Source organism: Paraburkholderia sp. GAS38, from assembly GCF_050434965.1.
GTDB lineage: Bacteria > Pseudomonadota > Gammaproteobacteria > Burkholderiales > Burkholderiaceae > Paraburkholderia > Paraburkholderia phenazinium_A.
The window spans coordinates 19,248-45,470 of record NZ_JBNDJO010000003.1 but is presented as its reverse complement, the minus strand read 5'-3'; the positions used below and the strand labels follow the sequence as shown (position 1 = coordinate 45,470).

The window sequence follows — 26,223 nt, the reverse complement described above, 5'->3', positions numbered from 1 at the left end:
ACGTTACGAAAAATCCAAGGCGCCGACTGTCAAAAAAAAGGAGCGCCGAAAAGGCCCTCCAAAGATAGATGTGTAGCGAGATGACGCGTCACGTCCCGCATGGTAGTACCGTCTGGCATCTCTAAAATCCAGATTCACCCTGGTTCATCAAGTGACTTGCAAAAGAGAGGGCGGCGAACGCCGCCCCAAGAGAGTAGGGTCTAGCCGTGCTACGGCAACACCGCGGTTATCGTAAGACCAAGCAGCGTGAACGTTAAGGAATACAGATAAAAAAATGGGCGACCGAAGCCGCCCAATAACAAAAGTACCCGACAAAACCGAACCAAGGAGAAACCAGGACCCGCGCCTGATTGCAGACGCCGCATCCTGTCAGCCTCATACAGCACGTGAGCCGCGAAGCTTATCCACAGATAACGTTCATAAGCCTGTGGATAACCCAAGAGCAAGCGCACCAACCCATTGATGCAAAGGAGTTCTAGCGTGCTGCATCAACCGCACCACACCCACCCCCTACCGCGGCCCCACCCGCCGATACTCCGCCGCCACCTTCTCCGCAGCCGGCCGACGCGCCGCATGGTTCTGCGCGTTGCGCGCCTTCACCCGCTCAAGCACCGCAGCCGGCGCCGTCTCCGGACGCCCGGCTTGAAACGGCGGCTGCGGCGCGTACTCCAACCCAAGCTGCACGGACTGGGCCGTGAGCTCATCGGTCAGCTCGGCAGCCAGCGTCAGTGCAAAGTCGATCCCCGCCGTCACGCCGCCTCCTGTGATCACGTTGCCGTCCCGCACCACGCGCGCATCGTCAGGGATCGCGCCGAACAGCGACAGCATGTCCCGCCACGCCCAATGGCAAGCGGCACGCTTGCCCTCCAGCAACCCCGCCGCGCCGAGCACCAGCGACCCTGTACACACGGAGGTGACATAGCGCGCCCCGAGCGCCAGGCGCCGCACGTGATGCATAAAGACGTCGTCCTGCATGGCATCGGTGACACCGCCGCCACCGGGTACGCACACCACGTCACAACGTTCGATGTCTTCAAGACGCGCGAGGTCGCTAAACGTCAGGCCGTCCGCATTGACCGGCTTGCCGCCGGCCGACGCCACGATCACGTTGACGCCCGGCGTGAACGCCAGCACCTGATGTGGACCGGTGAAGTCCAGGTGGGTCACGCGCGGATAGATGGGAATCACGACGGTAAAAGGCTGGGTCATCGAGCGGTTCTCCGGAACTTGACCCATACAGTCTAGCGGACTCAGCCCGTCACTTGCCCGACACCGTCAGCTTGAGCTTGTTCGGACCTGCGGTGGTCGCGGTGATCTGCGTACGTTTATCGCGCGGACCCACATAGAAATGCTGACGAGCGGGCGTATTCAGATCGTGGGTTGCCTCGGGCAAACAGGAGGCGACATCCGCTGCGACCGACTGCAGCGCGTCCGCGCTCGACCCAGCGTCGTGATGCGGCGTCCACAGGCACTGGTAACTATCGTGGCTCGCGTTGCACTGCGCGTCGTCGCCGTATGGCTGGGCAACGCCATTCACTTCCGCCGGACTCAGACCGGTAAAACCATCCGGCGCAGCGGCGACGATTCGTTTCAGGGCCGCGCACGGGGACGGCGCATCATCGGCAACTGCGATGACGGGCGAGAAGGCGGCCATCGCCGCCAGGGCCATCGCAATGCATAAAAGCGGCTGTATTGGGCGTTTCATGGATACGGCTCCTTCCTGATGGGAAAGCAGATGGAAGGCCGCCGGACGCAGCGCGGCCATCCTGCCACCGTCTACCAGCACGATTCGTGCCCCACAGGTCGCAAAAGTCACTACTCACACGACTCCCCGCCCACGCCGTCAATCCTCCTCAGCATCCACTACCGGCGCAGCGCTTCGCGTTCGCAGCTTTTTGCGGATTTCCGAGTCGAGAATCAGCCTGCCGCGCAGCTTACCCTTCATACGTTTGACGTAGCGCGGCGCCTCGGTCATATGAGTGACCATCAGTTCGCGCACCTTCTCGACATCGCGGGCACGCGCCGCCCTGGTAATGGCCTTGTGAATCTTCACATTGGCCTCGCCAAACCGTTGATGTTCGGACTCCGGAGTATCGTTACGAAACTCGATCAACTGACGGATCATTTCGTTGATCAGCTCGCAACTGAAGCGCAGAAATGGATTCGGATTCGCAGCTGCAAGGATGTCGTGGAAATTCACGTCCTCCTGGCGCTGCTTCAGGATACCGCCCACACCATGCCCCGACGCCGGCCGATCGCAACAGGCAATGCTCGCCTCGAGCGCGACGAAATCCTGCTCGGTGAGATGCGGCACCGCACCCGCCGCGAGTTCCGGTTCGAGCAGTTTGCGCACGGTGTAGATGTCGTCGATCGTCACGTCCTTGAAGAACAGATAGTTCTGCAGCAACTGCAGCGTGCGATCCAGCGGCACCTCCACCACCATGCCGCCACCGTTGGGCCCCGTCGTCACCTTGATGAGGCCTTGCACCTCCAGCGACTTCAGCGCTTCGCGAATCGTGCTCTTGCTCACGGAGTACAGCGCCTGCAATTCGACCTCGCGCGGCAGACGGTCGCCCGGCTTCAGGTCCTTCTCGGTGATGAGCCGCTTGATCTCCTCGGCAACCAGATCGGGACGCTTCTGCTGCTTGATTTCGACCGCGACACCGGCCTTGGCTCGGTCCATGACCATCTTCGATGCTCCCATTTAGGAAAACCCTGGCTCGCTGCGAGACAGGAATTTTGCCTTATTGACACCCGAATTTATTGTACCTAGCATCGGGATCATTCTATTTATCATGATAAATAGATTCCCGTCAGCGTGGTCAAAAAAGACCGCGGGCGGCCAGCCCGGTTTCGCAGTCGGTTGCATGCGTGTCTCTTTCTCCCAAGGAGCGTCATTTTGAATCGCCGAAATATGTTGAAGCTGGCCGCTCTGTCGGCCGTCCCAGGAACGCTCGGCTCGCTGGTCGCGCGCAACGCGTTTGCCCAGGGCGCGCCGCTGCAGTTCGCTTGCCCCGTGCCGATGTCCGGCGCCTTTGCGGCCAACGGCAAGTACGCCGATCTCGGCATGAAGCTCGCCATCGAGCAGTACGGCAAGGTGCTCGGCCAGCCGCTCTCGTACACCGTGCTCGATACGGAAGGCAAGCCCGCCACCGCCGTGCGCCGCGTGCAGGAAGTCGCTCAACAGAAGAACGTGCGCTATTTCGCGGGTGGTATTTTGTCCTCCGAAGCGTTGGCGATGGGCAACGAGGTCGAAAAGGACGGCGGCATCTTCATCACCACCGCGGGGGCCGATGAAATCACCGGCAAGGACTGCAATAGCGCCACCTTCCGCTGGTCGGTGCCGACCTTCGGCGCCATCGATCAGACGGTGCGTCCGCTGATCCAGATGCTGCCCAAGGCCAAGCGCTGGTACACCATCACGCCGCAATACGTGTTCGGCGACGGCTTGCTGTCGGCGGCGAAAGCGGTGTTCCAGGAAAAGGGTATCGAGCATGTGGGCAACAGCTACCACTCGCTCGCGGAGAAAGAGTTCAGCGGCTATCTGACCAACGCCGTGGCCGCCAAGCCCGACGTCTTGCTCATCCTCAACTTCGGTTCGCAGTCCTCGGATACGCTGCGCCAGGCCATCAGCTTCGGCATGAAGAACAACTGCACGATCCTGATTGCGTGGGCCTCGGGTCTCGAGCAATTCCAGGCGCTCGGCGCCGACCTCTGCGACGGCGTGTACTTCGGCGCGCAGTACTGGCACGGCATCGACTCCCCGCTCAATCACGATCTGGTCGCACGCTCGAACGCGGCGTTCAAGGAGAACCCCAACTACAGCCTGGCGGGCTCGTATATCTGCACGAAGATCCTGCTCGACGGCATCGTCAAGGCCGGCTCGGCCGATCCGAAAAAAGTCGTCGCCGCGCTCGAAGGCATGAAATACGCTGGCCTGACGGGACCGGAAGAAGTCCGCAAAGGCGACCATCAGGTCATCAAGAATTACTATTTGCTCAAGGGCAAGGCGAAGAACAAGATGAAGAATGCCGACGACTTCGCCGACATCGTCAGTTCCGGCCAGTCGTTCCTGCCGCTCGACAAAACCGGCTGCAAGCTGGCCTGAGCGGCCCCGCGTCATGCCGCCGTGCCGCCCGGCTGTGTGCCGCCTGACGGTGTACGCCCGGCATGTGCCGGCGATGCAACGCGGGGGCGCGTGCTTCGTGTTTGAGAGCACGCACCGCCCGCCCCGGAACTTTCAGCGACGGACGCCATGAACGTTTATCTCCTGCAGATCGTCAACGGCATCGGAGTGGGAATGTTGTATTTCCTGCTGGCGGTAGGCCTGTCGATCGTCTTCGGCCTGCTGCGCTTCGTCAACTTCGCGCACGGGGCGTTCTACCTGCTCGGCGCGTACTTCTGCTATCAGGCGATGCAGTGGTCGATGAGTTTCTGGACCGCGCTCGTCGTCGTGCCAATTGTGGTCGGCGCACTGGCGTGGGTGGTCGAGAAGCTGATCCTGCGACACGTCTACGAACAGCAGCACGAGTTTCACATTCTCGTGACCGTGGGTTTCGCGCTGGTCCTGCAGGAATGTGTGATCCTGATCTGGGGGCCGCTCGGCAACAACGTGCCGGTGCCCGATTCGCTGAACGGCGTGGTGATCTGGGGGAGCTTCGTTTATCCGAAGTACCGCCTGTTCGTGATCGGCTTTACCGCCGTGCTGGCCGGCTTGTTGTGGTGGGTGCTCGAAGGCACGCGCCTTGGCAGCGCGGTACGGGCGGGCAGCGAATCGACTGAGATGGTGTCGCTGCTCGGCATCAACGTATTGCGCGTGTTCAGCCTGGTGTTTGCGCTGGGCGCGGCCACCGCCGCGCTGGCGGGCGTGCTCGCGGCGCCGATTCGCGGTGTCGATCCGTTCATGGGTATCGAAGCATTGAGCGTCGCCTTCGTGGTGGTGGTCGTGGGCGGTCTGGGTAATTTTCTGGGGGCGCTGGTCGGTGGACTGCTGGTCGGCATCGTGCAAAGCGTGATGAGCACGCTGTGGCCGGAGGGCGCCAGCCTCATGATCTATGTTGCGATGGCCGCTGTGCTTCTGCTGCGCCCGAACGGACTGCTCGGGAGAGCGACATGATCGAACCGGCGAAGACGCTCGTGCACGACAACACCTCGGCCCCGAACGCGAGGCGCACGTTCAAACAGGCGCTGCATCACTACCGTTTCATCCTGCTCGCACTGCTGGTGGTCTGCATCCTGCCGCTCACGTTGCGCTCCGGCTCGCTTGCCACTGAGGTACTGGTGTATGCGCTGGCCGCGCTCGGTTGCAATCTGCTGCTGGGCTTCACGGGTCTGCTTTCGTTCGGCCAGGGGATTTTCTTCGGCCTCGGCAGCTATACCGCGGGGATCGTATTGACGAAGCTCGACGGCACACCCGTAATGGTGGCGCTGGCGGCCGCGATGATTGTCGGCGCGGCGGCAGCGATGCTCGTAGGATGGTTCTCGATTCGTCAACGCGGCACATACTTCGTGATGTTGACGCTCGCGTTCGGGCAGATGTTCTACTTTCTCGCCTATACGACACCCAATCTCACCGGCGGCGACGATGGCCTGCTCGGCATCCCCCGCCCGGCACTGTCGCTGTTCGGCAAGACACTCGTGCCGCTGACCTCGCCATGGCAATATTACGGCTTCGTCGCGGTGCTGTTTCTGCTTGCGTTCTGGGTGCTGATGCGGGTGTCGCATTCTGTTTTCGGCCGCACGCTACTGGCGATTCGCGACAACGAGGCGCGCGCAGCCGCAGTCGGTTACGACGTGAGGCGCTTCAAGTTGATGGCGTTCGTGATCTCGGGTGCGGTCACGGGTCTCGCCGGCGCACTGCATGCGCTGATGACCGGCATCGCGCCCTTGTCGAACATCGACTACCACACGAGCGAAATGATTCTGGTGATGACCGTGATCGGCGGCACCGGCAATCTGTTTGCATCTGTGTTGGGGGCGGCTTTCTACGTGCTGTTCGCCGACTGGCTGTCTACCCTATGGCCGCGCTGGCTCCTGCTGCTCGGGCTGGTGCTGATCGCCGTAAGCCTCTTCATGCAACGTGGACTATGGGGTCTCGGCGAGCGCATCTGGCAAGCCATGCGGCGCGACACGCCGGCTGATTCAGCAGAGGAGCAAGCATGAGCGACGCCATCCTGCAGGCCAGCGGCATCGTGAAGCGCTACGGCAAATTCACGGCGCTTTCCGAGGTCGATCTGCGCATCTTGCCGCGCACCGTACATTCGGTGATCGGACCCAATGGCGCGGGAAAGACCACGCTGTTTCATGTCCTCACCGGCACCTTGCCGATTACGGCGGGCAAGATCATGTTCGACGGTCACGACGTGACGCACGAACCCGATTACAAGCGCGTGCGCCGCGGCGTTGCGCGCTCGTTCCAGGTGACGAGCCTGTTCGCCAATCTGAGCGTGCGCGAAAATCTGCGGCTCGCCGCGCAGGGCGTCGATGCACGACGTGCACTCAACGCATGGACACCACCACGCGGTGCACTCGAACACGCCGACGTCGTCGATAGCGTGCTGGAGCGGCTCGCGTTGCAGCGCTTCGCGGGCACTGCCGCGGCCGCGCTGTCGCACGGCCAGCAGCGCCGGCTCGAGGTCGGCATGGCACTCGCCGCGCGCCCCAAAGCCATCTTTCTCGACGAGCCGACCTCCGGCATGGGTATCGACGATCTCGACGACATGAAGCAGTTGATTCGCGGCCTGCGCGACGACTACACGGTCGTGCTGATCGAGCACAACATGGGCATCGTAATGGATATCTCGGACACGATCACCGTCATGCAGCAAGGCCGCGTGCTAGTCGAAGGCCGTCCCGACGAGATTCGCGGCGACGAGCGCGTCAGAACCGCTTACCTCGGCAACATGATCACGGGAGGCCGCGCATGATCCTGGACGTCCAGCAGATTCACGGCTTCTACGGCAAGAGTCATATCCTGCAAGGGGTGACGCTGCGCATCGACGAAGGCGAGACCGTCACGCTGCTTGGCCGCAACGGCGCGGGCAAGTCCACCACACTCAAGAGCATCGCCGGAGTGGTGACACCTCAGCGCGGCACAGTGACCTTCAAGGGCGAACCGATTCACAAGCTCGCACCGCATCGTATCGCCGCGCGCGGCGTGTGCTTCGTGCCAGAGCATCGCGGCATTTTCCGGCTGCTGTCGGTCGAGGAAAATCTGCGTCTGGGCGCGCGCAAAGATTCGCCGTGGCAACTCGGCGATATCTACCGCATCTTTCCGCGCCTGAAAGAGCGGCGCACGAATGGCGGCGCGCAATTGTCCGGCGGCGAGCAACAGATGCTCGCCATTGGCCGTGCGCTGATGAACCATCCGCGTCTGCTGATGCTCGATGAGCCGGTGGAAGGCCTCGCACCGGTGATCGTCGAAGAGATCGTCGCGCAACTCAAACTGATCGGGCAAGCGGGTGTCGCGATCCTGCTGGTCGAGCAGAACCTCGAAGTATGTTCGCAACTTGCGGACCGGCACTACATCATCGAGCAGGGCGTGATTGTCTACGAGGGCGACAACGCCGCGTTCATCGCCGATGAATCGATCAAGGACCGCTATCTGGGCGTGGGTGTCGTCTGAACGCCGCGCTGTTTATCGCAAGGAATCGCTGATGCAAGCTCATGATTCGAACGTGGATGCGCCGGGCTGCGGCGCCGTGTTTCCATCGTCATTACTCACGTTGCGTGACGCGCAAGGCGTAGAAGGAGCATGCGTATGAAGCTCCTGATCGCGCGGATGAATCACGAAACCAACACTTTCTCGCCCGTCGCGACGCCGCTCGAAGCCTTCGGCCGTCACGGCCCAAGCTACGGCGAAGCCGCATGGCGCGAGAACAAGGGCATGCAGACTGCAATGGCCGCGTTTATCGATGCCGCCGAACGCGAGCATGCGCAGATCGTGACGCCGGTTTCGGCGTCGGCCAACCCGAGCGGCCCCGTCGCCGCGGCGGCCTACGACGCGATCTGCAATGCGATCGTCAACGCCGCGGCCGGTTGCGATGCCGTGCTGCTCGATCTGCACGGCGCGATGGTCGCGGAAAATTCGAACGACGGCGAAGGCGATTTGCTGGCCCGCGTGCGTGCCGTGTTGCCCAATGCGCCCATCGCCGTGGCACTCGATCTGCACGGCAACGTCACGCAGAAGATGATCGACCATGCCGACGTGATCGTCAGCTTCAAGACCTATCCGCATGTCGACATGTACGAAACCGGCGCGCACGCCGCGCGTCTGCTGTTCGACCTGATTCACCGGCGAGCCCGGCCCGTGATCGCCTGGCGGCAACCGCCGCTACTCACGCATACGCTGCGTAGTGCGACCGCCGAAGGCGCGATGAAACGCGCGGTCGATGCGGCCCGCGCGGCTGAAGCGGAGGGGATGCTGGCGGTGTCGGTGCTGTCGGGTTTCTCGCTCGCGGATATCGCCGCGCCCTGCATCAGCGTCGTGGTGGTGGGCGACGGCGATCGCGCCGCAGCGGATGCGGTCGCGCAACGCATCGCGCAGCAGATCTGGGACGAGCGCGACGACTTCTTCTATCGCAGCGCGCCATTGGCGGACTCCGTGGCGCAGGCGGCCAAGCTCGCTCATGGTGCCGACAAGCCGGTGCTGTTGCTCGATCACGGCGACAACTGCATGTCGGGCGGCACATGCGACACGATGGATCTGCTTGAAGAGGTGCTGAAGCAAGGACTCGAAGGCGTCGTGAGCGGGCCGCTGTGCGATCCTGAGGCGGTGGCTGCCATGCACGCTGCGGGAGCGGGGGCGACTGTCACGCTCGCGGTCGGGAACAAGCTGGCCAGCGAAGCCGTCAAACCGCACCGGCCACTCACGGTGACCGGCGTGATTCGCGCACTGACCGACGGCGAGTACACCATTAGCGGTCCTACCTATACCGGACAACGCGCCTTCATGGGCCGCGCCGCCGTGCTCGATATCGGAGCCGCCACGCTCGTCGTGACGGAGCGCACGCATGAGCCGTGGGACTTAGGGGTGTTCGAAAGCGTGGGCGTCGATCCGAGACGCGCCCGCTTTCTGCTGCTCAAGTCACGCATGTATTGCCGGCCGGTGTTTGTGCCGATCGCCGCGGCACTGGTGGAATGCGATAGCCGCGGCGTGACGAGTTCGGACTATGGTCTTTTCAGGTTCGAGCATGTGGAGCGGCCAGTTTATCCGTTGGATGCGGGAACGGAGTGGAAAGCCTGAGCACCATGCAAGCCTCGCCATGAACCGCCATCAGGCGTTACCGAGGTGCGCCTTCAAAAACTCGATAAACAACCGCGTCCTCGCCGGCAACAAGCGGGTCTCCGTAATCGCGTGCACCTGAACGGGCGACAGGCTCCATTCCGGCAGAACGCGAACCAGCCGACCCAAGTCCACATCGTCTCGTGCGAGCTCAGTATCCATCGCCGCGATGCCGACCCCGTGCGCCGCCAGCGAACGGGTCAGCCCGACGCTGTTCATCGCAAAGCGCGTGGGCGTCGTCACCTCGACGGATTCGTCGCCGCGGTAAAGCGTTCGCACCACATCGCCCTGCCTGAGCGTCCCCTGTGCAATACACATGACGTGATGGCGTAGATCATCGGGAACGGTCAGCGGCGGCGCCTTCTTCAGATAGCTGGGCGCCGCATACAGATAGCGCGGCAGCAACGCAATCTGCCGCGCCACCAGCATGGAAGGCGCGGTAGGCGGCGGACCGATGCGCAGCGCGAGATCGAAGGGATCCGCCTGCAGATCGATGCGCCGCGGCGTCAGGTCGAATTCGAAAGCAATCAGCGGATAGGTCGTGGCGAAATCGGCCAGAATCGGCGCGAGGTAGCCGGTGGCGAGATCGGCCGGCATCGATACGCGCAACGTGCCGCTCGGACGTTCGACCACGTCCAGCAGCGATTCATGAGCAATCCGCGCCTCCTCGACAATGCTCTGGCAGCGCTTGAAATACACATCCCCCGCCTCGGTCAGTTCGACCTTGCGGGTAGACCGGTGCAGCAGCCGCAGCCCGATGGTCTTCTCCAGCTCCGCAATATGCCGCGACAGCGTCGAATTCGGCATGTCCAGCGCCTCGGCCGCCCGACGAAAGCTCCGGGTCCGCGCCACTTCGACAAACAGGCGCATGTAGCTCAACAGTTCCATGTCGATTGCTCCACTGATGGATCACTGTATTCAATTATAGGTCTTTATCTCTCAGATGGATCAGTCCATCCTGTCGTTACACCCTCACCAAAGGAACCGACATGAACGCCCTCTACACAAGCACCCGCCTCGGACGCTATACCCTGCGCAATCGCCTCGTCATGGCGCCGATGACCCGTTCGCGAGCCGACGACGCCACCGGCGTGCCCTCCTCCCTCGCCGAGCAGTACTACGCCCAGCGCGCCGAGGCTGGCCTGATCGTGACCGAAGGCACCTTCCCCTCGCCGACGGGCAAGGGCTACGTGCGTACCCCCGGTATCCATTCCGCGGCGCAGATCGAAGCATGGAAGCGCATTACCGCTGCCGTGCATGCAAAGGGCGGCCTCATCTTCCTGCAGTTGATGCATACCGGACGCATCTCGCATCCGAGCATGCTGCCGGATCATGCGACGCCCGTCGCGCCTTCGGCGATTGCCGCGGAAGGCAAGGTTTTCACAGCCGCCGGCCCGCAGGACTTCGTCGTGCCGCGCGCGCTGGAAACGCAGGAGATTCCCGGCATCGTCGAGGAATACCGGCTCGCCACACGACACGCTCTGGAAGCCGGCTTTGACGGCGTCGAACTGCATGCCGCCTCCGGTTATCTGCCGGAACAGTTCCTGTCTTCCGGGACCAATCAGCGGACCGACCGCTACGGCGGCTCGCTTGAAAACCGCGCGCGCTTCGTGCTCGACGTGTTGACGGCCATGACGGAAGAAGCGGGCAGCGATCGCGTCGGCATCAAGATCGCGCCGGAGATGGGCTTCAACAGCGCGAGCGACGCCACACCGCAAGAGACCTATCAATACCTGGTGCAGCGCATCTCGCGGCTCAAGCTGGCTTATCTGCACGTCGCCCGCACCAGAAGCGCGTTCAACTACCGCGCCCTCTTGCGGCCCTTGTTCGACGGCCCGTTGCTGGCCGGCGGCGGTCTCGACCAGGCGAGCGCCCAGGTACTCGTCGCGGACGGCGGCGCGGATGCAACCGTATTCGGCAGTCTGTACCTCGCCAACCCGGATCTGTCGCAGCGATTCCTCGCGAACGCGGCGTTCAACACGCCTGAGCGCGACACGTTCTACTCGGCCGGCCCGGAAGGCTACATCGACTATCCCACTCTGGAGAATGCACAATGAACCGCGCCCTTCGTATTCACGCTTATGGGGGCGCCCATGCCGTCTCGATCGATCAGATGGACGCCCCGCACGCCGCATCCGGCGAAGTGCTGGTCCGTGTGCACGCGGCCGGCGTCAACGGACTGGACTGGAAGATTCGCGACGGAATCCTGCAGGACGTTTTCCGGTTGCCGCTTCCGGCCACCTTGGGCATCGAGCTCGCAGGCGAAGTGGTCGCAACAGGCGCCGGCGTCACGGGCTTTGCCGTCGGCGACCGCGTGATGGGTGCATTGGGCGGCATCGGCGCCTATGCCGATCACGTCGCACTTGCGGCCGACAAACTCACGGGGATTCCCGCCGGTTTGAGCGATACGGTTGCCGCAGCGACTCCGGTCGCCGCGCTGACCGCGTGGCAAGCCTTGTTCGAAGCGGGTGAGCTGAAGCGCGGGCAGACCGTGCTGATTCACGGAGCGGCAGGCGGCGTGGGCAGTTTCGCCGTTCAGTTCGCGCGGCGCGCCGGCGCGCGGGTCATCGGCACCGCGCGAGGTATCCATGCCGGCTATCTGCGCGAACTGGGCGCGGACGAAGTCATCGACTACCGCACCGAGTCCTTCTGGGACGTCGCGAAGCATGTGGACCTCGTGCTCGATCTGGTGGGCGGCGAAGCACTGGCGAAGTCCTGGCAAATCGTCGCGGCGGACGGCAAGGTCGTCAGCACGGCCGCGCCGGAGATTGCGACGCAAACGCCGGCGGGCAAACGCGGCGTGTGGTTTCAGATGCGTGCCGACGCCGGACAGCTCGCGACAATCGCCCTGGACGTGGCACGAGGTGATTTGAAAGCTGAAGTCTCCGAGATCGTCGCCCCGACCGAAGCGGCTGAGGCAATCGAGCGCAACAAGACCGGACATGGGCGCGGCAAAACGGTCGTCCAGTTCCGCTAATTGACATGGTTGAACACGCAGCAGGGAGTCCATAGATCGATTTCAATTCGTTATCCGAAATAAATCTATGGACTTTCGCTCGCCCAATGACGAGCGGTGTCCCACCCCATTAGGCGGATGTCACTAAAAATTAATGTTGCGACGCAGCATTTATACGCCTATGCTGAGTTCAGCGGAGCCTGGGGCCTTATTGCCCATCGGGCCCCCTAACTGCGGAGGCATAGATGACATATCCGCGCTCATCTGATTTGACGCTTCACGTGTTTGAACAGGATGGTGGCTGGCATTGGGCTCTCACAACCGAACGGCAGCACGGCACGGGCAAGAAAGTGGTGGCATACAGCGAGGACATGTTTGCCTCGCAGGCACAGGCACGCGCCGAAGGGGAACGGGCCGCTAACGACTGGCAACATGGCGCGGGGCTGCGCCGATCGGAATTCGCGTAGAGGTGGCGGCCGTGCGATGGCTATGGGCGCCGGGTTCAACTCTCAGCCGGCCGTTCGCAATACCTCGTGAACGTGGTGCATATGGTGCGCAGTTTCGCTTTGCAGATGCGCGATTGCCTGCTTCACCCGCTTCGCCTCACCCAGTTGAAATGCATATTCGCGAAGCAACGCTTCGCTCGTCACCAGATCATTCAAGGTTCCGAGTTCGTCTTGCACCACCGTGAGACGTTCGATGACAGCCTGATGACCGCCACCCAGAACCGGCGCAAAGAACTGCAGCAGGTAGCGCAGTTTTTTCCCCGCGATCCGCACCTCGTGAAGCGCCGCATAGTCCGAGGCCTGCGCCGATACCGCTCGCCTGACACGCTTTTTCAGAGCCTGCTCGGCCGCTTGCACACGCTCTTCGGCGAAGCTTGCAATGGGCCGACCGGCACCTTGCAAATCGAGTTGCTGATGCGCGCTCGTCAAGGCCTGCTCGAGTATCCGTTCGACGCCCGCATTGCCGATGGCCTTCAGGCTGAACGACAGCGCCTCGGCACGGTGTTCGTCGATCGCTTTGATCAGCAAGGCCAATGCGTCGTGCTGATTCGACGGATTGGCCGCGGCGATCAGGTCGTGCAGGACATCCCAGTCCCTCGTCCGGCCGGCGGCGTCGGCGAGCGCCTTGAATTCGCGGCGTTGCAGCTTCGCATCTTTTTTGTCGAGCAGCGGTTGGTACGCCCACCAGAGCGTGCGCAACCGGCGCAGCGCCACGCGCAGCTTGTGCAGATCCTCGGGGGCGCCGCCGCCATCGAGCTTACGCACCCGCTCCACGGCCTCTCCGGCAATCGACGTGGCAAGCAGCGCAAACGCATCCACCACGCTCGTCGAAGGGGCGATGAGTCCAGCCCGCGCTTGGGCCGACGTTGGGGACGGCGCGGCTGTCTCTGAGCTTTCAGCTACAACGGGACGGAAACTCATGGTGGGGTGCGCCTTGTGAAAAGATGCCGCGATAAGGATATTGTCACGATACCTGGGTAAAGTCGAAACCATCAAAAGCACCGTTTCATTCGGCCCTCGCAATCCTGCGTGCTGCCCCGCTTTGTCCGCAGCTTTACCCGCACCTGGTGCCCCCCATGACCACCCTTCTCAGTCACCACGAGATTGCCACTCTATTCGTGCTGTACCACTCGCCGGAACGCCTTGCGCTGCCCGACCTCGACGTCCTGCCGCTTGAGCATGCGCACCTGGTCGAAGTCGTAGCCGCGGAATCCGGCCATGCGCATTACCGCGTGACATCAAAAGGTCACGAACTCGTGAGGCGTTTTGGCCTCGCAAAACGTAAGGAACGGTGCGCCGAACCTGCAGCCCGTGTCGCGGTCGAAGCCTCGGAACGCATGCATGCGTAAAGGCGCGTTGGACCGTGCCTGAGCGAGCGCTCGGCGCGGTGCAATGCATATCGGGCTTCGAAACGAGATCAACGAGGGAGTGTCTATGGCTAACCAGCTTGCCGCGATTGAGCATGTTGTCGTCCTGATGTTGGAGAACCGATCGTTCGACCACATGCTGGGTTTCCTCTACACGGACCAACAGAATAAGTCGCCTGCAGGTCAGGCTTTCGACGGACTGACCGGCAACGAATCCAACCCCGCTGCGAATGGCGAAGCCGTGAAGGTGTACGCGATCCAGGCAAGCGACAGCAACGCATATTTCCAACCCGGCGCCGATCCGGGCGAAGGCTATAGCGCAACGAATTCGCAGTTGTTCGGCACGGTGAAGGCGCCCACGCCGCCGGTCGCCACCAACCAGGGCTTCGTGAGCGACTATGTGTACACGCTCGGCTGGGAATCGAAGAAACCCAGTTGGTCGGTGCTGCCGGGCACCGTTGCCTCGGACATCATGGGTATGTACACACCGGCCATGCTACCGGTGCTTTCTGGACTCGCGCGCGGCTACGCCGTCTGCGACCAGTGGTTCAGTTCGGTGCCGACCGAGACCTTGCCGAATCGCGCGTTCGTGTGCGCGGCGACGAGCCAGGGGCACATGGACGACAACACCAAGACCTATACCTCGCCGAGCATCTTCGGCTTGCTGTCGCAGCACAATCAGAGCTGGGTCATCTACGGATACAATCAGCCGCCGCTCACGCGGATGAACTTCCCGGACACGACGAACGCGTCCGACGATCACTTCGGTCTCTTCACCGACTTCCAGAGCGCGGCACAAAACGGCACGCTGCCGGCCTATGCGTTTCTCGAACCGAGTTGGGACGCCGCCGGCAACAGCCAGCATCCCAACTACGACGTCGCGCTGGGCGAGCAGTTGATCCACGATGTCTACTACGCCTTGCGCAGCAACGAAGCGCAGTGGAACAAGACCCTGCTGATCGTCACGTACGACGAGCATGGCGGCTGCTACGACCATGTTGCCCCGCCGTCGGGCGCCGTGCCGCCGGACAACTCGGCGGGCGAATACGGCTTCGACTTCACGCGTTTCGGCCTGCGTGTGCCGACCGTGCTGATTTCGCCGCTGATCGCGCCAGGCACGGTGTTCCGCGTTGCGGAAGGCACCATGCCGCTCGATCACACCTCCATCCTGAAGACGGTCGAAACGCGTTGGGGTCTGCCCGCCCTCACGGCCCGCGACGCCGCCGCGCCCGACGTGGGCGATGTGCTGACTCTCACGACGCCGCGTAGCGACGATCCGCTGGCCTCCGTGAGCGTGCCGAAATCGACCGGCAGCAGCGCTGCGGCAGTCCAGCAGCCGTCGCATCTGCAACAGGTCCACGCGGAACTGGTGTCGCGCTTGCCGGTGCCCGATGCAAAGGGTGGCGCGTATCATCAGATGCCGGCCTTGACGACCAATGCCGAGTACGCCGATTACATTGCCTCGCGTACGAAGGCGTGGCTTGCGAGCCGCAAGACGGCGGCTGCGGCGGATCCGCACGGTTGAAACGAGCGGCCGGAGCGGTCGCAATCAGCATGGCTGTGGCGGCTAAGGCTACGGCTACTGCGATCCGCCTGGAGTGTTAAACATGGACATCCGCCCCACCATCCAGCGAAGCAGCTCATCCGCAGCGGCGGCCAATGGCCGCCCTGCCCGAACCAAAACACGCGCCTTCGCCGAGGCGAACAGCGGATGATCGATCTCCAGCGCGACCAGCTCACCGGACGCGATCTCATGCATGGCCGCAAACCGCCCTATCAGCGTCGCGCCGTCCCCTTTCTTCACGAAGCGCCGGAGTAAGGCCACCGAGTTGGTGAGGACCGTGGGCCGGATCTGGATGTTTTCGGCAAACGCGAGCATCTGCACGACCTGGCCGAGCCCGAAGGCCGCCGGCATCAGCGCGAGCGGATACGGCAGCATGTCGCCGACAGCAAGCGGTCCGCTGCGCGCCGTCAGCGGATGGCCGGCACGCACCAGCAATACGACGGGCTGCGACGAGGTCGCGCGATACTCGATGTGCGGATGCGACGGCGGGTTATAAGCCAGCCCAATGTGCGCGCGTCCTTCCACCACTTCGCCGACCACGTCGTTGACGGGTAACGCATCGACGCTGATATCGAGTCGCGGATACTGCGTGCAAAAATCGGTCAGCACCTCGTCCATCAGACCGTCGATATAGCCTTCGCTAATCGCCAGCCTCACATGGCCCTGCTGCAATCCCTGCAGCGCTTGCAACCGCTGCTCGAACTGTTCCTGTTGCGCCTGGCAGCCGCGCCAGAATTCGACCAGATGCAGCGCCGCCTCAGTCGGCGCCACACCACGGGCACGCCGCTCGAATAGCGGCGCGCCGATCTCCTCCTCCAGCAGCCGGATCTGCCGCGTAATGACCGAGGCTGCCGTATTCAGCTTGTCCGCCGCCCCGCGGATCGAGCCGTGGGACAGCACTTCATGGAAATAGCGCAGCCGGCGCTGGTTGATCTCTCGCATCGTCTGGGTCCTTTGTCTGGCCGCTGGAGCGTGTTGCCCAACGGGCAACATTACTTCACTTTAGTTGCTCTTGCTTGCCCGTTATTGGCTGCCGACTATCGTTCGGTCACGCACTGCCCGTCTGCCAACCCTCATCTGGAGATCGTCCGTGTCCGCTATCCCGTCGAATCCGAGTGCCGATCAGAGCACGGCGCTCTACAACAGACTGAACTGGCGTCTGCTGCCCTTTCTGCTGATCTGCTACCTGTTCGCTTGCCTCGACCGCCTCAACATCGGCTTTGCGAAACTGCAGATGCAAAGCGATCTCGGCTTCTCCGACGCGGTGTACGGCGTCGGCGCGGGCATTTTCTTTCTCGGCTACGTGTTGTTCGAACTCCCGAGCAATCTCTTGCTGCCAAAACTCGGCGCCCGCAAAACGATCAGCCGCATCCTCGTGCTGTGGGGGCTGACGTCGGCCTCCATGCTGTTCATCCATAACGTGACGATGTTCTACGGGCTGCGGTTTCTGCTTGGGGTATTCGAGGCCGGCTTCGCACCCGGGATGATCTTTTACCTGACCTACTGGTACGGCGAAGCGCGCATGGCGCGCGCCATCGCCACGGTGATGATCGCCGGACCGCTTAGCGGCGTGGTGGGCGGTCCGCTGTCGACCTGGACCATGACAGCCTTTGCGGGCGCCTTCGGTCTCGCCGGCTGGCAGTGGATGTTTCTCGTGGAAGGCTTGCCCTGCATCCTGCTGGGGGTCGTCGCATGGTTCTTCCTCGCCGACCGTCCGGCCACGGCGACGTGGCTGTCGGCCGACGAGCGGCGCACGATCGACGCCGGCCTCGCCACGCCCGGCGCCGCGCATCACTCGTTCGGCCAGGTGGCGCGCGATCCGCGCGTGTACCTGATGGCGATCGCGTACTTCTGCGTGATCTGCGGCATCTACACAGTCAACTTCTGGTTGCCGACCATCCTCAAGGCCGATGGCGTGAAAGACACGCTGCAGATCGGCTTCTACTCGACGATCCCATACATCGCGGCGGTGATCGGCATGTACATCGGCGGGCGCAGTTCGGATCGCTTTCGCGAGCGGCGCTGGCATAGCGCCGTGCCGGCTTTGATCGGCGCGCTCGCACTGGCTGTCGCGACGTGGGCGAGCGGGCAACTCGTGCTGTCGCTGATTTTCATGACCGTCGCCACGGCGATGATGTGGATCTCCTATACGGTCTTCTGGGCGATCCCGTCCGACTATCTGAAAGGCGACGTGGCTGCGGGCGGCATTGCGTTGATCAATACGATCGGCCTGCTGGGAGGCTTTCTGAGCCCGACGATCATCGGGTGGGCCAAGACCGTCACCGGCAGCCTGCAGGCCGGCTTGTACGTGATGGTCGGGCTGTTGGCGCTCGGCGCGATTCTGCTGCTGGCGAACCGTTTGCCCGCCCGCCGGACTGCGGCACCCACGCAGTCCACACAACCCGCCCAGGCTTGAGGCATTGCAGGCATCGCCCACGCCAGGTCTACGCAAATCACACGCCGGCGCAAATGCCTGCGCCGGCCTTCATGGAGACAACGAAGTGGCATTCAAGATCCTGATCGCTGGCTTCCAGCACGAGACCAATACGTTCGCGCCGTCACCGGCGACCTATGCGAGCTTCGTCCGCGGTGAAGGTCATCCGCCGATGATGCGCGGCGAAGCCGTGCTGGCGCTGCGCGACGTCAACCTGCCGATTGGCGGCTTTATCCGCGCGAGCGAGCAGCACGGACATACGCTGATGCCGGTGATCTGGACCGCGGCCAGTCCGTCGGCACAGGTGACGGAAGACGCCTACGAACGGATCGCCGGTGAGATCGTCGCGGCGGCGGCCGCAGGCGGCTTCGATGCGATCTATCTCGACTTGCACGGCGCGATGGTCGCGCAACATGTCGACGACGGCGAAGGCGAACTGCTCGCGCGCATCCGTACCAAAGTGGGTGCGGTCGTGCCGGTGGTCGCCTCGCTGGATCTGCACGCCAACGTGACGGAGCGCATGCTTGCCAGCGCCGACGCGCTCGTCGCCTACCGTACCTATCCGCACGTAGACATGGCCGACACCGGCGCGCGTGCCGAGCGGCTGCTGGCGCGCCTGCTTGCCGGGCATAAGCCACTGGTGAAAGCGGCACGGCGTCTGCCGTTCCTGATCCCGATCAATGGCATGTGCACGCTGCTGGAGCCGGCGCGCTCGATGTATGCCGAGCTCGGCACGCAGGAAGAGGACGCGGTCGTGTCGCTGTCGTTCGCCCCCGGTTTTCCCGCTGCCGACTTCCCCGAATGTGGTCCCGTGATCTGGGGTTACGGCGAGGACGCCGCAGCGGTGCGGCACGCCGTGGACACGCTCCACGACAGGATGCTGCGCGACGAGTCGCTGTGGGCGGTGCCGTTTCTCTCGCCCGACGCCGCCGTGGCCGAAGCCATGCGTCTGAGCGCGACGGCGCAAAAACCCGTGGTGATCGCCGATACTCAGGACAACCCAGGAGCCGGCGCGGACTCGAACACCACCGGCATGCTACGCGCGCTGCTCGATAACGGCGCCCAGGATGCGGCGCTTGGCCTGATCTGGGACCCGGAAGCCGCGGCACAGGCTCACGAGGTGGGCCTCGGCGCGACGCTCGAACTGGCGTTGGGCGGGCGCTCGGGAACCCCGGGCGATACGCCTTTCGTCGGGACCTTCAAGGTCGTAGCGCTTTCCGATGGCCGCTGCCGCTACGACGGACCGATGATGCACGGCATGCAGGTCGAGCTTGGACCGGTTGCCTGCCTCGCGATCGGCGGGGTGCGCGTTGCCGTAAGTTCGACGAAGGCGCAGATGCTCGATCGCAATCTCTATCGAGTGGCCGGCATCGAGCCTGAAGCGATGAAGATACTCGTCAACAAAAGCTCCGTGCACTTCCGGGCCGACTTCGAGCCGATTGCGCATGCGGTGCTGGTGGCGAAGGCGCCGGGTCCGATGACCGCCGACCCGGCAGATCTGCCGTGGACACGCTTGACGCAAGGTATCCGCGTACGGCCGATGGGGAAGCCGTTCGGCGCTTAGGACAACCGGCCGCCGCAGCCGTAAGGCGGAGGCTGCGGCGGCCACGCTCATTATTCCAATCCTCGATTACCCCTAATTACGAAAAGCGCAATGAAATCCGCATTCCAAATCCGCATTGACGCTTAGACCTTCCCGAGGTCGTAGTTGAGCAAATCAGCGTCGCAAACCGATGAACAGCCATACATCGCTGCTGTTACTTTTAGGTCGCCGGGGATAGCAAATAAAACCGATCCCGATGTCTGAAAGCCCGATACGCAAGCGAGAACGCTCATGAAGAAACTGAATGCCGCAGTCTTGTCCGGCCTTGTGCTGATCATAGGCTGCGCCCCGGCCTCAAGCCATGCGCAGAGCAGCGTGACGCTCTACGGCGCCATCGATACCGCCGTGGGTTTCGTGACCAACGCCGGCGGATCCAACAGCGCCAACAGAGTGGGATTTATCAACAGCAACATCCAGACCACCAGTTGGGGCTTGAAAGGCACGGAAGCGCTAGGCGGCAATCTGAGCGCTGTCTTCAATCTGCAAAGCGCTTTCAATCCGAGTACGGGAAGCTTGTCGGAGTCAGGCGTCGAATTCGGCGAGCAAGCTTATGTGGGCCTATCCAGCACGGACTACGGAACGCTGACCTTCGGACGGCAATTCGACCCCGTCACGGACGTACTGGAACCGCTCACCGGAGATATCTACTTCGGCTCGCTCTTCGCAACCGTCGGCAACGTCGATAATTACGACGCACTCCTGCATATCAACAACTCTATCAAATACGCGAGCCCGGTACTGGCCGGCTTTCAGTTCGAGGCGATGGCCGCTCTGAACGGTATCGCCGGCTCGGTTTCGGCAGGCAGCTTCTACAGCCTCGGAGCGTCATACACGAATGGCGGCCTCTCCCTCGCCGGCGGCTATACCGTCAGCAAGGTGGACAACACCACGGCGCTGGTCGACGGCGTCGCCAGCACCACGGCATCAACCACTGCTGAAGGTCTGGCCTACGACAATCCGATCGTTCAGTTTGAAAACATTACGTCGAATGAGATCGGCCGGATCGGCGGTCAATATGTGTTCGGGCCTTTCATTGCCGGTGCGGCGTATAGCAACTCGAAGTTCCATCAATTCGATTCCGGCGCAACCCTGACGTTTAACAGCGGCTCCGGATTCCTTCATTACGCGCTGAATTCCGCACTGAGCCTCGCCGCCGGCTACAGCTATACGAAGGCGACGGGCGAAGGCGCGTCGGCAAGCTACAACCAGCTCTCTCTTGCCTCGGATTACTACCTCTCCAAGCGCACCGACGTCTACCTCAGCGCGGTCTACCAAAGAGCAAACGGCCAGACGCTCGACAACCTCGACAATCTGGTGCCGGCGACGGCTTCAGTGGGTGACGAAGGCTTCTACGGTACGAGCCGCGAGCAGGCGTTGGCGGTGCTCGGGATGCGTCACCGGTTCTAGCTGTTCGAGCTCTTCTAGCTCGCGCCTTTCGAATATTTGAACGTACCTTGTGCGCTGGCGATCAGGATATGGTCGTCCACCCAGGCCTCGCCGCGCGAGAAGAAGATCGAGCGCCCCTGACGTTCGAGAAAGCCCTTCGCGGTCACGTATTCGCCGAGTCCCTTGTCGAGATAGTTGGTTGTCAGCGACAACGTGAACGCGTGCCGTGCGGCTTGCCCCGGCTCGGCGTATAACCCGGCGTATCCGGCTGCGGCATCGAGCAGGGTGGCGATCGCGCCGCCCTGCAATACGCCCTGGCGGTTGAGCTTGCTGGGATCGATCGACATGCGCAGCTCCGCATAGCCCTCGCGCCATTGCGTCAGGCGCACGCCGAGCGATTCGAGGAAGGGATTGTCGATGGGATGGTCCGACATGCTGGGGCCTTTTGAAAACGCGCTGCGGTTAGCGACGGTTGCGGAAGATTGAGACGCGGCTCAACCGCACCAGCATACCCGCTCGCCCGAAATGCCGTCGCCCCACTCCTCTCTTACCGCGTCCCGCCGTCCTGCGTCATCACCAGCGCGAGCGACGACGCCAGAATCGATTTGGCCAGCGCGTCGTCATCTACGGCACGAGCGAGCGTAATAGCGCCGACGATCGTCGCGACGATGCCAAGCGCCGCTTTCTCGTCGCCATCGCCGGCGCCGGCGCCCTCGCCGCCCGACGTGGCCTGCGCAATGCGTGCCGTAAATTCGTGCAGATAGCGCGTCAACAATGCCCGGATGTCAGGGTTCGCATGCCGCGCCTCGCCCGCCAGCGCACACAGTGCACAACCGCTGCCGGGATTCTTGACGTGGCGCTCGTCGAGGAACGCCTCGGCAATCGATTGCAGCGGTGTCTCGTTCCGCTTGCCGGGTTTGCTTTCGCGCGCCGCCATGCGCGCCCGGCTTTGCGTGAGCGCGTACTCGAGCGCCTCCACGATCAAGGCATCGCGCGACGCGAAGTGACCATAGAACGCCCCATGGGTGAGCCCCGCACTGCGCATGCAGTCGGCCACGCCGAGCGCCTCGATGCCGTGCTCGCGAATCTGCCGCGACGCATTCTCCAGCACCCGCTGCCGGCTCTCAGCCTTCTGTGCCTGCGAATAGCCCATTTTCTTCTCCGTGACGCTTGACAATCTGCATGATGAGCATAATACTGAAATTGTGCATGATGATCAACATACAGATTTCGAGTGTTGGCAATGCTCGTGATGGTTCGGATGCGGCGGCTGCCCAGCGCCGCGTAACAGGTTCTGGCAAGGCGAGCCGGCGCGGCTTTGGACGCGATCTCGCGGCGCTTTACACAGGAGAAGGAAGATGCGTTTTACTGGAAAAACCGCGCTCGTGACGGGCGGCAACAGCGGGATTGGCTTTGCTGCGGCACAACTTTTGATCGCAGAAGGCGCTCGCGTCGTCGTGACGGGGCGCGATCGCACGAAGCTGGATAACGCGGTGGCCGAACTGGGTGAAAACGCCCTCGGCATCGCTGTGGATCTGGACGAACCGGCCGCGATCGATTCGATGTTCAAGCAGATTCAAGAGACCTACGGGTCGCTTGATATTGTGTTCGCCAACGCCGGCATCTCCGGTCCGACGCCGCTCGGCGGTACGACCGCGGCCGCGTTCGAAGCGATTCTGCGCACCAACCTTACCGCGGTTTTCCTCACCGTCCAAGGGGCGCTGCCGTTGATGAGCGCGGGCGGTGCGGTCGTCCTGAACGGCTCGGTCATGCGCGAACTCGGCTCGCCGGGCTCGGCAGCTTATTCCGCCACCAAGGCAGGCGTGACCGGCATGGCAAAAGTGTTTGCCTCTGAACTCGTCGCGCGCGGCATCCGCGTGAACACGGTGATTCCGGGCGGCACGCGCACGCCGATCTGGACGCGCGGCGCGAGAACGGGCGCAACCATCGACGGGACCGAGCAAGCGCTTGCAGCAGGCATTCCGCTCGCGCGTTTCGCCACGCCGGAAGAAGTGGCCAAAGCCGTGCTGTTCCTCGCGTCGGATGACGCCTCGGGCACCACTGCGGCGGAAATCGTGGTCGACGGCGGCACGACGGGTGCACCGTGGGGCGCGCCGCTGTTTCGTAAGGGGTAAGGAGAGGGCCCGAGGCCCGCTTTCCTGATGCAGTGCCGTCGACGGCCGTGCGCCCGAATCCGCGTACGCGATTCGGGCGTTAGCCTTAGCGGCGCTTCATCAACCAGATAAAAAAGATCCCGCCAATTGCAGCCGTCGCCACGCCGATCGGCAAGTCTTCGGGCGCAATGAGCGTGCGGGCCGCCACATCCACCCAGATCAGGAAGATCGCGCCGGACAGCGCGGTCACCGGCAACAGGCGCCGGTGATCGGTGCCGACGAAGCGGCGTGCGATATGCGGAATCATCAAGCCGACAAAGCCGATCGACCCGCTCGTCGCGACCATGACGCCGGTCATCAGGGACGCCACCACGAACACCTGAACACGCAGCGCAGAGACGTTGATGCCCAGGGTCGACGCGGTCTGGTCGCCCGCCATCACGGCGTTCAACGAACGCGCCGTTGCGCTCAGCATCACGAATCCGCCTGTGAGGACCACGGCAGGGATCACGAGCAGATTCCAGCGCGCGAGGCCAAGACCGCCGAGCATCCAGAACAGTACGGATGACGAAGCACGGTGGTCGCCCATAAAGAGCATCAGGTTCGCCATTGCCATCACAAAGAACGACACCGCGACGCCCGACAGCAGCAAGCGGTCCGAATTGAGGCGGCCATGCCGCATGGCCACCGCGATGACGACAAACATCGCCAGCAAGGCGCCGACAAACGCGGCAATCGGCAGCGTCGCGATGCCGATGGTCTCGCCCAGAAACAGGATGACGGTCACGGCACCGAGCGTCGCGCCCGAGGTCACCCCGAGCAGATGAGGATCGGCCAGCGAATTGCGGGTCACGGCCTGCAGGACCGCACCCACCAGCGCCAACCCGGCCCCCACCAGTCCGCCGAGAATGATGCGCGGAAAGCGGATCAGCCAGACGATGCTGTCCTGTCCGGTGGACCATGTTCCAGCGCGCTCGCGTCCCGTGACCAGTCCCAGCAAATGGCTGCACAGAATCCGCCACGTCACCGACGGCGCGATCCGCACCGGCCCGATGCCGATCGACACGACCGCGGATACGGCGAGCAATGCCAGCAGGCAAACCACCAACACGTTCACGCCGTAACGCCGCTCGCCCGCAGCAATCCACGCACGTCGTGGCGCCGCCCCGTCGTGCGCTGCTCCGCTCACGCTGTCATTGCGTCGGATAGACATCGGTATGGGCCGCCGTGATTACTGGAATGCAGCCGGATGCAGTCCCTTCGCGATCGTCGCGATGGCACGCACGTTGGCGACGCCGGGCGTCGCGTCGTCATACGGAAGGACGATGAAACGGTTGTTCTTCACCGCATCCATCTGGTTCAGCGCGGGGTTGTTGCGCAGGAAGGCTTCCTTTTGCGCCGCGGTGACGCTGCCGTAATCGACAATCACAATCGCTTGCGGATTGCGCGCCACCACCGTCTCCCAGTTCACCCGTGTCCAGCTATCGTCGAGATCGTCCATCACGTTACGACCGCCCGCAGCGGCAATCAACGCGGTGGGAATCGCTTCTCGGCCCGCCGTAAAGGGACGATCCTCGCCGCTATCGTAGACGAACACGCTGACCGGCTTGCCGTCGCCGGCCGCTTTCGACGAGAGGGCCTGGATCTTCGTCTGCATATCCTTGATGAGCGTATCGGCGCGGTTCTCGACGTCGAAGATCTTGCCGAGATTCGCCAGGTCGTGATACACGTCGCCGAGCGAGGCAGGCGGGCGCTTCATCACATGAGCGCACGACTCCGTCAATTCGTAGACCTTGATACCGAGCGGCGCCAGCGTCGCAGGCGTGAGATCGCCGCCCACCTTCATGCCGTAGTTCCAGCCCGCGAAATAGAAGTCGGCGTTCGCGCCGACCAGCGTCTCGACCGACGGATACTCTTTCGAAAGCTCCGGCAACGTGCCGAGCGCCTGCTTGAGTTCCGCCGTGCCCGTGTTCCAGCCGCTCACGCCGGTATAGCCGACCATGCGGTCTTTCAGGCCGAGCGCGATCATCATGCCGGTCAGATTCACGTCGTTACTGATGGCACGCTGCGGTGGCCCTGCGAACGTGACGTCGCGGTTGCAACTGCGGATCGTCACGGGGTAGGTCGTCGCCGAAGCGGTGGACAGCGTGGCGGCGGCCAGCAGGCTGGTCACGATCGCGCCGCTCAGGCAGCGGGACATAAAACGCTTAGGCACGGGTTGTTTCTCCATGTGTGAGTAAGGTAATGCGCGGATAGCCGGACACGGGATGCGCATCGACAATCGCGGCCACCCCGAATACGTCGGCGAGCAAGGATTCGGTGATCACTTCGTGAGGCCTGCCATGTGCGACGATTTCGCCGTGGTGGATAACGTACAACCGGTCGCAATAGGCTGCGGCCAGATTCAGGTCGTGAATCGTCGCCAGCGTCGTCATGCCCATGCGGCGCAACAGCGAAAGCAATTCGATCTGATGCTGCAGATCGAGGTGATTGGTCGGCTCGTCGAGAATCAGCAAGCTGGGCTGCTGGGCGAGCGCCCGCGCCAACAACACGCGCTGCTTTTCGCCGCCGGAGAGCGTGTCGAAGTGCCGCTCTCTCATGGCAGACATGCCCACCTTTTCAAGCGCGGCATCGACGATGGCGGCATCTTCCGGCGTATCGCCGCCAAACAGCCTCTTATGCGGCGTACGCCCCATATAGACCACGTCGAGCACGGTCAGGCCGAAATCCTCGGGGAATTCCTGCAAGACGACCGCAGCGCGCAAGGCGAGCCACTTCGCCGGCTTCTTCCAGATGTCGTTACCATCAAGCTGGATCGTCCCGGCGAGCGGCGTGTTGAAGCGGAAGGCGCAACGCAACACGCTGCTCTTGCCGCTGCCGTTCGGTCCGACCAGGCCGACGAACTCGCCCGGTTTTGCAGCGAGCGTGACCGCCCGAAGAATCCTGGCTGCGCGCTCGCCCTCGGCGCCGGGCGACCAGTCGATTTCCGACACCTGCAATAGCGACATGC

At 63.0% G+C, this 26,223-nt stretch carries 27 protein-coding genes; 16 read left to right on the top strand and 11 right to left on the bottom strand.

What is annotated here, in order from left to right:
- Positions 1 to 510 precede the first annotated feature (510 nt).
- The 3 genes from P3T42_RS07810 to P3T42_RS07800 form a co-directional block, all read right to left on the bottom strand.
- Positions 511 to 1,209, bottom strand: coding sequence for a DJ-1/PfpI family protein (locus P3T42_RS07810; RefSeq protein WP_074294308.1), 699 nt, complete (start codon positions 1,207 to 1,209; stop codon positions 511 to 513).
- 49 nt (positions 1,210 to 1,258) lie between these two features.
- Positions 1,259 to 1,705 carry a hypothetical protein gene (locus P3T42_RS07805; RefSeq protein WP_074297052.1) on the bottom strand — a complete coding sequence of 149 codons (447 nt, stop codon included), beginning with the start codon at positions 1,703 to 1,705 and terminating at the stop codon, positions 1,259 to 1,261.
- Positions 1,706 to 1,843: 138 nt separating this feature from the next.
- On the bottom strand, positions 1,844 to 2,689 hold the full coding sequence (locus tag P3T42_RS07800) for a FadR/GntR family transcriptional regulator (protein WP_074294307.1): 846 nt from the start codon (positions 2,687 to 2,689) through the stop codon (positions 1,844 to 1,846).
- Between the two features lie 210 nt (positions 2,690 to 2,899).
- On the opposite strand from P3T42_RS07800, the gene P3T42_RS07795 reads away from it, so the two are divergent.
- From P3T42_RS07795 to P3T42_RS07770, 6 genes are all read left to right on the top strand, one after another.
- Entirely contained in the window at positions 2,900 to 4,108 is a 1,209-nt protein-coding gene (locus P3T42_RS07795; RefSeq protein ID WP_074294306.1) for an ABC transporter substrate-binding protein, read from the top strand.
- A 147-nt stretch (positions 4,109 to 4,255) separates the two neighbouring features.
- Positions 4,256 to 5,116 (top strand): branched-chain amino acid ABC transporter permease, encoded by an 861-nt coding sequence (locus P3T42_RS07790; protein ID WP_429305650.1) that lies wholly within the window; start codon positions 4,256 to 4,258, stop codon positions 5,114 to 5,116.
- On the top strand, positions 5,113 to 6,162 hold the full coding sequence (locus tag P3T42_RS07785; protein WP_074294304.1) for a branched-chain amino acid ABC transporter permease: 1,050 nt from the start codon (positions 5,113 to 5,115) through the stop codon (positions 6,160 to 6,162). The genes P3T42_RS07790 and P3T42_RS07785 overlap by 4 nt, the downstream gene beginning before the upstream one ends.
- Positions 6,159 to 6,926 (top strand): ABC transporter ATP-binding protein, encoded by a 768-nt coding sequence (locus tag P3T42_RS07780; protein WP_074294303.1) that lies wholly within the window; start codon positions 6,159 to 6,161, stop codon positions 6,924 to 6,926. The genes P3T42_RS07785 and P3T42_RS07780 overlap by 4 nt, the downstream gene beginning before the upstream one ends.
- On the top strand, positions 6,923 to 7,624 hold the full coding sequence (locus P3T42_RS07775) for an ABC transporter ATP-binding protein (protein ID WP_429305649.1): 702 nt from the start codon (positions 6,923 to 6,925) through the stop codon (positions 7,622 to 7,624). Before P3T42_RS07780 ends, P3T42_RS07775 begins: the two co-directional genes overlap by 4 nt.
- 135 nt (positions 7,625 to 7,759) lie before the next feature.
- Positions 7,760 to 9,244 carry a M81 family metallopeptidase gene (locus tag P3T42_RS07770; protein ID WP_429305648.1) on the top strand — a complete coding sequence of 495 codons (1,485 nt, stop codon included), beginning with the start codon at positions 7,760 to 7,762 and terminating at the stop codon, positions 9,242 to 9,244.
- A gap of 30 nt (positions 9,245 to 9,274) precedes the next feature.
- Here P3T42_RS07770 and P3T42_RS07765 read toward each other — a convergent pair whose 3' ends face one another.
- The gene (locus P3T42_RS07765; protein ID WP_429305647.1) at positions 9,275 to 10,171 is read right to left on the bottom strand and encodes a LysR family transcriptional regulator; all 897 of its coding nucleotides are present in this window, start codon (positions 10,169 to 10,171) and stop codon (positions 9,275 to 9,277) included.
- 101 nt (positions 10,172 to 10,272) lie between these two features.
- On the opposite strand from P3T42_RS07765, the gene P3T42_RS07760 reads away from it, so the two are divergent.
- From P3T42_RS07760 to P3T42_RS07750, 3 genes are all read left to right on the top strand, one after another.
- Positions 10,273 to 11,340 (top strand): alkene reductase, encoded by a 1,068-nt coding sequence (locus tag P3T42_RS07760; RefSeq protein ID WP_429305646.1) that lies wholly within the window; start codon positions 10,273 to 10,275, stop codon positions 11,338 to 11,340.
- Positions 11,337 to 12,260 carry an NADP-dependent oxidoreductase gene (locus P3T42_RS07755; protein WP_429305645.1) on the top strand — a complete coding sequence of 308 codons (924 nt, stop codon included), beginning with the start codon at positions 11,337 to 11,339 and terminating at the stop codon, positions 12,258 to 12,260. Before P3T42_RS07760 ends, P3T42_RS07755 begins: the two co-directional genes overlap by 4 nt.
- A 224-nt stretch (positions 12,261 to 12,484) precedes the next feature.
- Positions 12,485 to 12,706, top strand: coding sequence for a hypothetical protein (locus P3T42_RS07750; RefSeq protein WP_074294297.1), 222 nt, complete (start codon positions 12,485 to 12,487; stop codon positions 12,704 to 12,706).
- 42 nt (positions 12,707 to 12,748) lie between these two features.
- Here the strand turns inward: P3T42_RS07750 and P3T42_RS07745 are convergent, their stop codons facing one another.
- Positions 12,749 to 13,666 (bottom strand): CHAD domain-containing protein, encoded by a 918-nt coding sequence (locus P3T42_RS07745; RefSeq protein ID WP_429305644.1) that lies wholly within the window; start codon positions 13,664 to 13,666, stop codon positions 12,749 to 12,751.
- 155 nt (positions 13,667 to 13,821) lie between these two features.
- Between P3T42_RS07745 and P3T42_RS07740 the strand changes: the two genes are divergently transcribed.
- A complete protein-coding gene (locus P3T42_RS07740; RefSeq protein WP_074294295.1) occupies positions 13,822 to 14,094 on the top strand; it encodes a hypothetical protein in 273 nt (90 codons plus the stop codon).
- A gap of 85 nt (positions 14,095 to 14,179) precedes the next feature.
- Positions 14,180 to 15,637, top strand: coding sequence for an alkaline phosphatase family protein (locus P3T42_RS07735; RefSeq protein ID WP_429305643.1), 1,458 nt, complete (start codon positions 14,180 to 14,182; stop codon positions 15,635 to 15,637).
- Positions 15,638 to 15,691: 54 nt separating this feature from the next.
- Here the strand turns inward: P3T42_RS07735 and P3T42_RS07730 are convergent, their stop codons facing one another.
- Complete coding sequence (locus P3T42_RS07730) at positions 15,692 to 16,618, bottom strand: LysR family transcriptional regulator (protein WP_074294293.1); 927 nt, start codon at positions 16,616 to 16,618, stop codon at positions 15,692 to 15,694.
- Between the two features lie 148 nt (positions 16,619 to 16,766).
- Between P3T42_RS07730 and P3T42_RS07725 the strand changes: the two genes are divergently transcribed.
- From P3T42_RS07725 to P3T42_RS07715, 3 genes are all read left to right on the top strand, one after another.
- Positions 16,767 to 18,092, top strand: coding sequence for an MFS transporter (locus P3T42_RS07725; protein WP_429305642.1), 1,326 nt, complete (start codon positions 16,767 to 16,769; stop codon positions 18,090 to 18,092).
- Positions 18,093 to 18,177: 85 nt separating this feature from the next.
- Positions 18,178 to 19,674, top strand: coding sequence for a M81 family metallopeptidase (locus tag P3T42_RS07720; RefSeq protein ID WP_429305641.1), 1,497 nt, complete (start codon positions 18,178 to 18,180; stop codon positions 19,672 to 19,674).
- A 270-nt stretch (positions 19,675 to 19,944) separates the two neighbouring features.
- Positions 19,945 to 21,120 (top strand): porin, encoded by a 1,176-nt coding sequence (locus tag P3T42_RS07715; RefSeq protein ID WP_429305640.1) that lies wholly within the window; start codon positions 19,945 to 19,947, stop codon positions 21,118 to 21,120.
- Positions 21,121 to 21,134: 14 nt separating this feature from the next.
- Here P3T42_RS07715 and P3T42_RS07710 read toward each other — a convergent pair whose 3' ends face one another.
- Both P3T42_RS07710 and P3T42_RS07705 read right to left on the bottom strand, forming a co-directional pair.
- Complete coding sequence (locus tag P3T42_RS07710) at positions 21,135 to 21,533, bottom strand: PaaI family thioesterase (protein WP_074294289.1); 399 nt, start codon at positions 21,531 to 21,533, stop codon at positions 21,135 to 21,137.
- Between the two features lie 113 nt (positions 21,534 to 21,646).
- Complete coding sequence (locus tag P3T42_RS07705; protein WP_429305639.1) at positions 21,647 to 22,252, bottom strand: TetR/AcrR family transcriptional regulator; 606 nt, start codon at positions 22,250 to 22,252, stop codon at positions 21,647 to 21,649.
- Positions 22,253 to 22,308: 56 nt separating this feature from the next.
- Here P3T42_RS07705 and P3T42_RS07700 point away from each other — a divergent pair, with 56 nt between their 5' ends.
- Both P3T42_RS07700 and P3T42_RS07695 read left to right on the top strand, forming a co-directional pair.
- The gene (locus tag P3T42_RS07700) at positions 22,309 to 22,488 is read left to right on the top strand and encodes a hypothetical protein (protein WP_171991590.1); all 180 of its coding nucleotides are present in this window, start codon (positions 22,309 to 22,311) and stop codon (positions 22,486 to 22,488) included.
- Positions 22,458 to 23,234 (top strand): SDR family NAD(P)-dependent oxidoreductase, encoded by a 777-nt coding sequence (locus P3T42_RS07695; protein WP_429305638.1) that lies wholly within the window; start codon positions 22,458 to 22,460, stop codon positions 23,232 to 23,234. The genes P3T42_RS07700 and P3T42_RS07695 overlap by 31 nt, the downstream gene beginning before the upstream one ends.
- Before the next feature lie 85 nt (positions 23,235 to 23,319).
- On the opposite strand, the gene P3T42_RS07690 is transcribed toward P3T42_RS07695, so the two are convergent.
- From P3T42_RS07690 to P3T42_RS07680, 3 genes are read right to left on the bottom strand one after another with little or no spacing between them, the layout of a single operon-like run.
- Positions 23,320 to 24,426: a FecCD family ABC transporter permease gene (locus tag P3T42_RS07690; RefSeq protein ID WP_429305637.1), complete on the bottom strand. Its 1,107-nt coding sequence runs from the start codon at positions 24,424 to 24,426 to the stop codon at positions 23,320 to 23,322.
- An 18-nt stretch (positions 24,427 to 24,444) separates the two neighbouring features.
- Positions 24,445 to 25,443 (bottom strand): ABC transporter substrate-binding protein, encoded by a 999-nt coding sequence (locus tag P3T42_RS07685; protein ID WP_429305636.1) that lies wholly within the window; start codon positions 25,441 to 25,443, stop codon positions 24,445 to 24,447.
- Positions 25,421 to 26,221, bottom strand: coding sequence for an ABC transporter ATP-binding protein (locus tag P3T42_RS07680; protein ID WP_429305635.1), 801 nt, complete (start codon positions 26,219 to 26,221; stop codon positions 25,421 to 25,423). The genes P3T42_RS07685 and P3T42_RS07680 overlap by 23 nt, the downstream gene beginning before the upstream one ends.
- Between the last annotated feature and the right edge of the window lie 2 nt (positions 26,222 to 26,223).

Bases quoted from the DNA above. Each gene is read 5' to 3' on its own strand.
- P3T42_RS07810 (WP_074294308.1), bottom strand. From the start codon at position 1,209: ATGACCCAGCCTTTTACCGTCGTGATTCCCATCTATCCGCGCGTGACC.
- P3T42_RS07805 (WP_074297052.1), bottom strand. From the start codon at position 1,705: ATGAAACGCCCAATACAGCCGCTTTTATGCATTGCGATGGCCCTGGCG.
- P3T42_RS07800 (WP_074294307.1), bottom strand. From the start codon at position 2,689: ATGGTCATGGACCGAGCCAAGGCCGGTGTCGCGGTCGAAATCAAGCAG.
- P3T42_RS07790 (WP_429305650.1), top strand. From the start codon at position 4,256: ATGAACGTTTATCTCCTGCAGATCGTCAACGGCATCGGAGTGGGAATG.
- P3T42_RS07785 (WP_074294304.1), top strand. From the start codon at position 5,113: ATGATCGAACCGGCGAAGACGCTCGTGCACGACAACACCTCGGCCCCG.
- P3T42_RS07780 (WP_074294303.1), top strand. From the start codon at position 6,159: ATGAGCGACGCCATCCTGCAGGCCAGCGGCATCGTGAAGCGCTACGGC.
- P3T42_RS07775 (WP_429305649.1), top strand. From the start codon at position 6,923: ATGATCCTGGACGTCCAGCAGATTCACGGCTTCTACGGCAAGAGTCAT.
- P3T42_RS07770 (WP_429305648.1), top strand. From the start codon at position 7,760: ATGAAGCTCCTGATCGCGCGGATGAATCACGAAACCAACACTTTCTCG.
- P3T42_RS07765 (WP_429305647.1), bottom strand. From the start codon at position 10,171: ATGGAACTGTTGAGCTACATGCGCCTGTTTGTCGAAGTGGCGCGGACC.
- P3T42_RS07760 (WP_429305646.1), top strand. From the start codon at position 10,273: ATGAACGCCCTCTACACAAGCACCCGCCTCGGACGCTATACCCTGCGC.
- P3T42_RS07755 (WP_429305645.1), top strand. From the start codon at position 11,337: ATGAACCGCGCCCTTCGTATTCACGCTTATGGGGGCGCCCATGCCGTC.
- P3T42_RS07750 (WP_074294297.1), top strand. From the start codon at position 12,485: ATGACATATCCGCGCTCATCTGATTTGACGCTTCACGTGTTTGAACAG.
- P3T42_RS07745 (WP_429305644.1), bottom strand. From the start codon at position 13,666: ATGAGTTTCCGTCCCGTTGTAGCTGAAAGCTCAGAGACAGCCGCGCCG.
- P3T42_RS07740 (WP_074294295.1), top strand. From the start codon at position 13,822: ATGACCACCCTTCTCAGTCACCACGAGATTGCCACTCTATTCGTGCTG.
- P3T42_RS07735 (WP_429305643.1), top strand. From the start codon at position 14,180: ATGGCTAACCAGCTTGCCGCGATTGAGCATGTTGTCGTCCTGATGTTG.
- P3T42_RS07730 (WP_074294293.1), bottom strand. From the start codon at position 16,618: ATGCGAGAGATCAACCAGCGCCGGCTGCGCTATTTCCATGAAGTGCTG.
- P3T42_RS07715 (WP_429305640.1), top strand. From the start codon at position 19,945: ATGAAGAAACTGAATGCCGCAGTCTTGTCCGGCCTTGTGCTGATCATA.
- P3T42_RS07710 (WP_074294289.1), bottom strand. From the start codon at position 21,533: ATGTCGGACCATCCCATCGACAATCCCTTCCTCGAATCGCTCGGCGTG.
- P3T42_RS07705 (WP_429305639.1), bottom strand. From the start codon at position 22,252: ATGGGCTATTCGCAGGCACAGAAGGCTGAGAGCCGGCAGCGGGTGCTG.
- P3T42_RS07700 (WP_171991590.1), top strand. From the start codon at position 22,309: ATGATGATCAACATACAGATTTCGAGTGTTGGCAATGCTCGTGATGGT.
- P3T42_RS07695 (WP_429305638.1), top strand. From the start codon at position 22,458: ATGCGTTTTACTGGAAAAACCGCGCTCGTGACGGGCGGCAACAGCGGG.
- P3T42_RS07690 (WP_429305637.1), bottom strand. From the start codon at position 24,426: ATGTCTATCCGACGCAATGACAGCGTGAGCGGAGCAGCGCACGACGGG.
- P3T42_RS07685 (WP_429305636.1), bottom strand. From the start codon at position 25,443: ATGGAGAAACAACCCGTGCCTAAGCGTTTTATGTCCCGCTGCCTGAGC.
- P3T42_RS07680 (WP_429305635.1), bottom strand. From the start codon at position 26,221: ATGTCGCTATTGCAGGTGTCGGAAATCGACTGGTCGCCCGGCGCCGAG.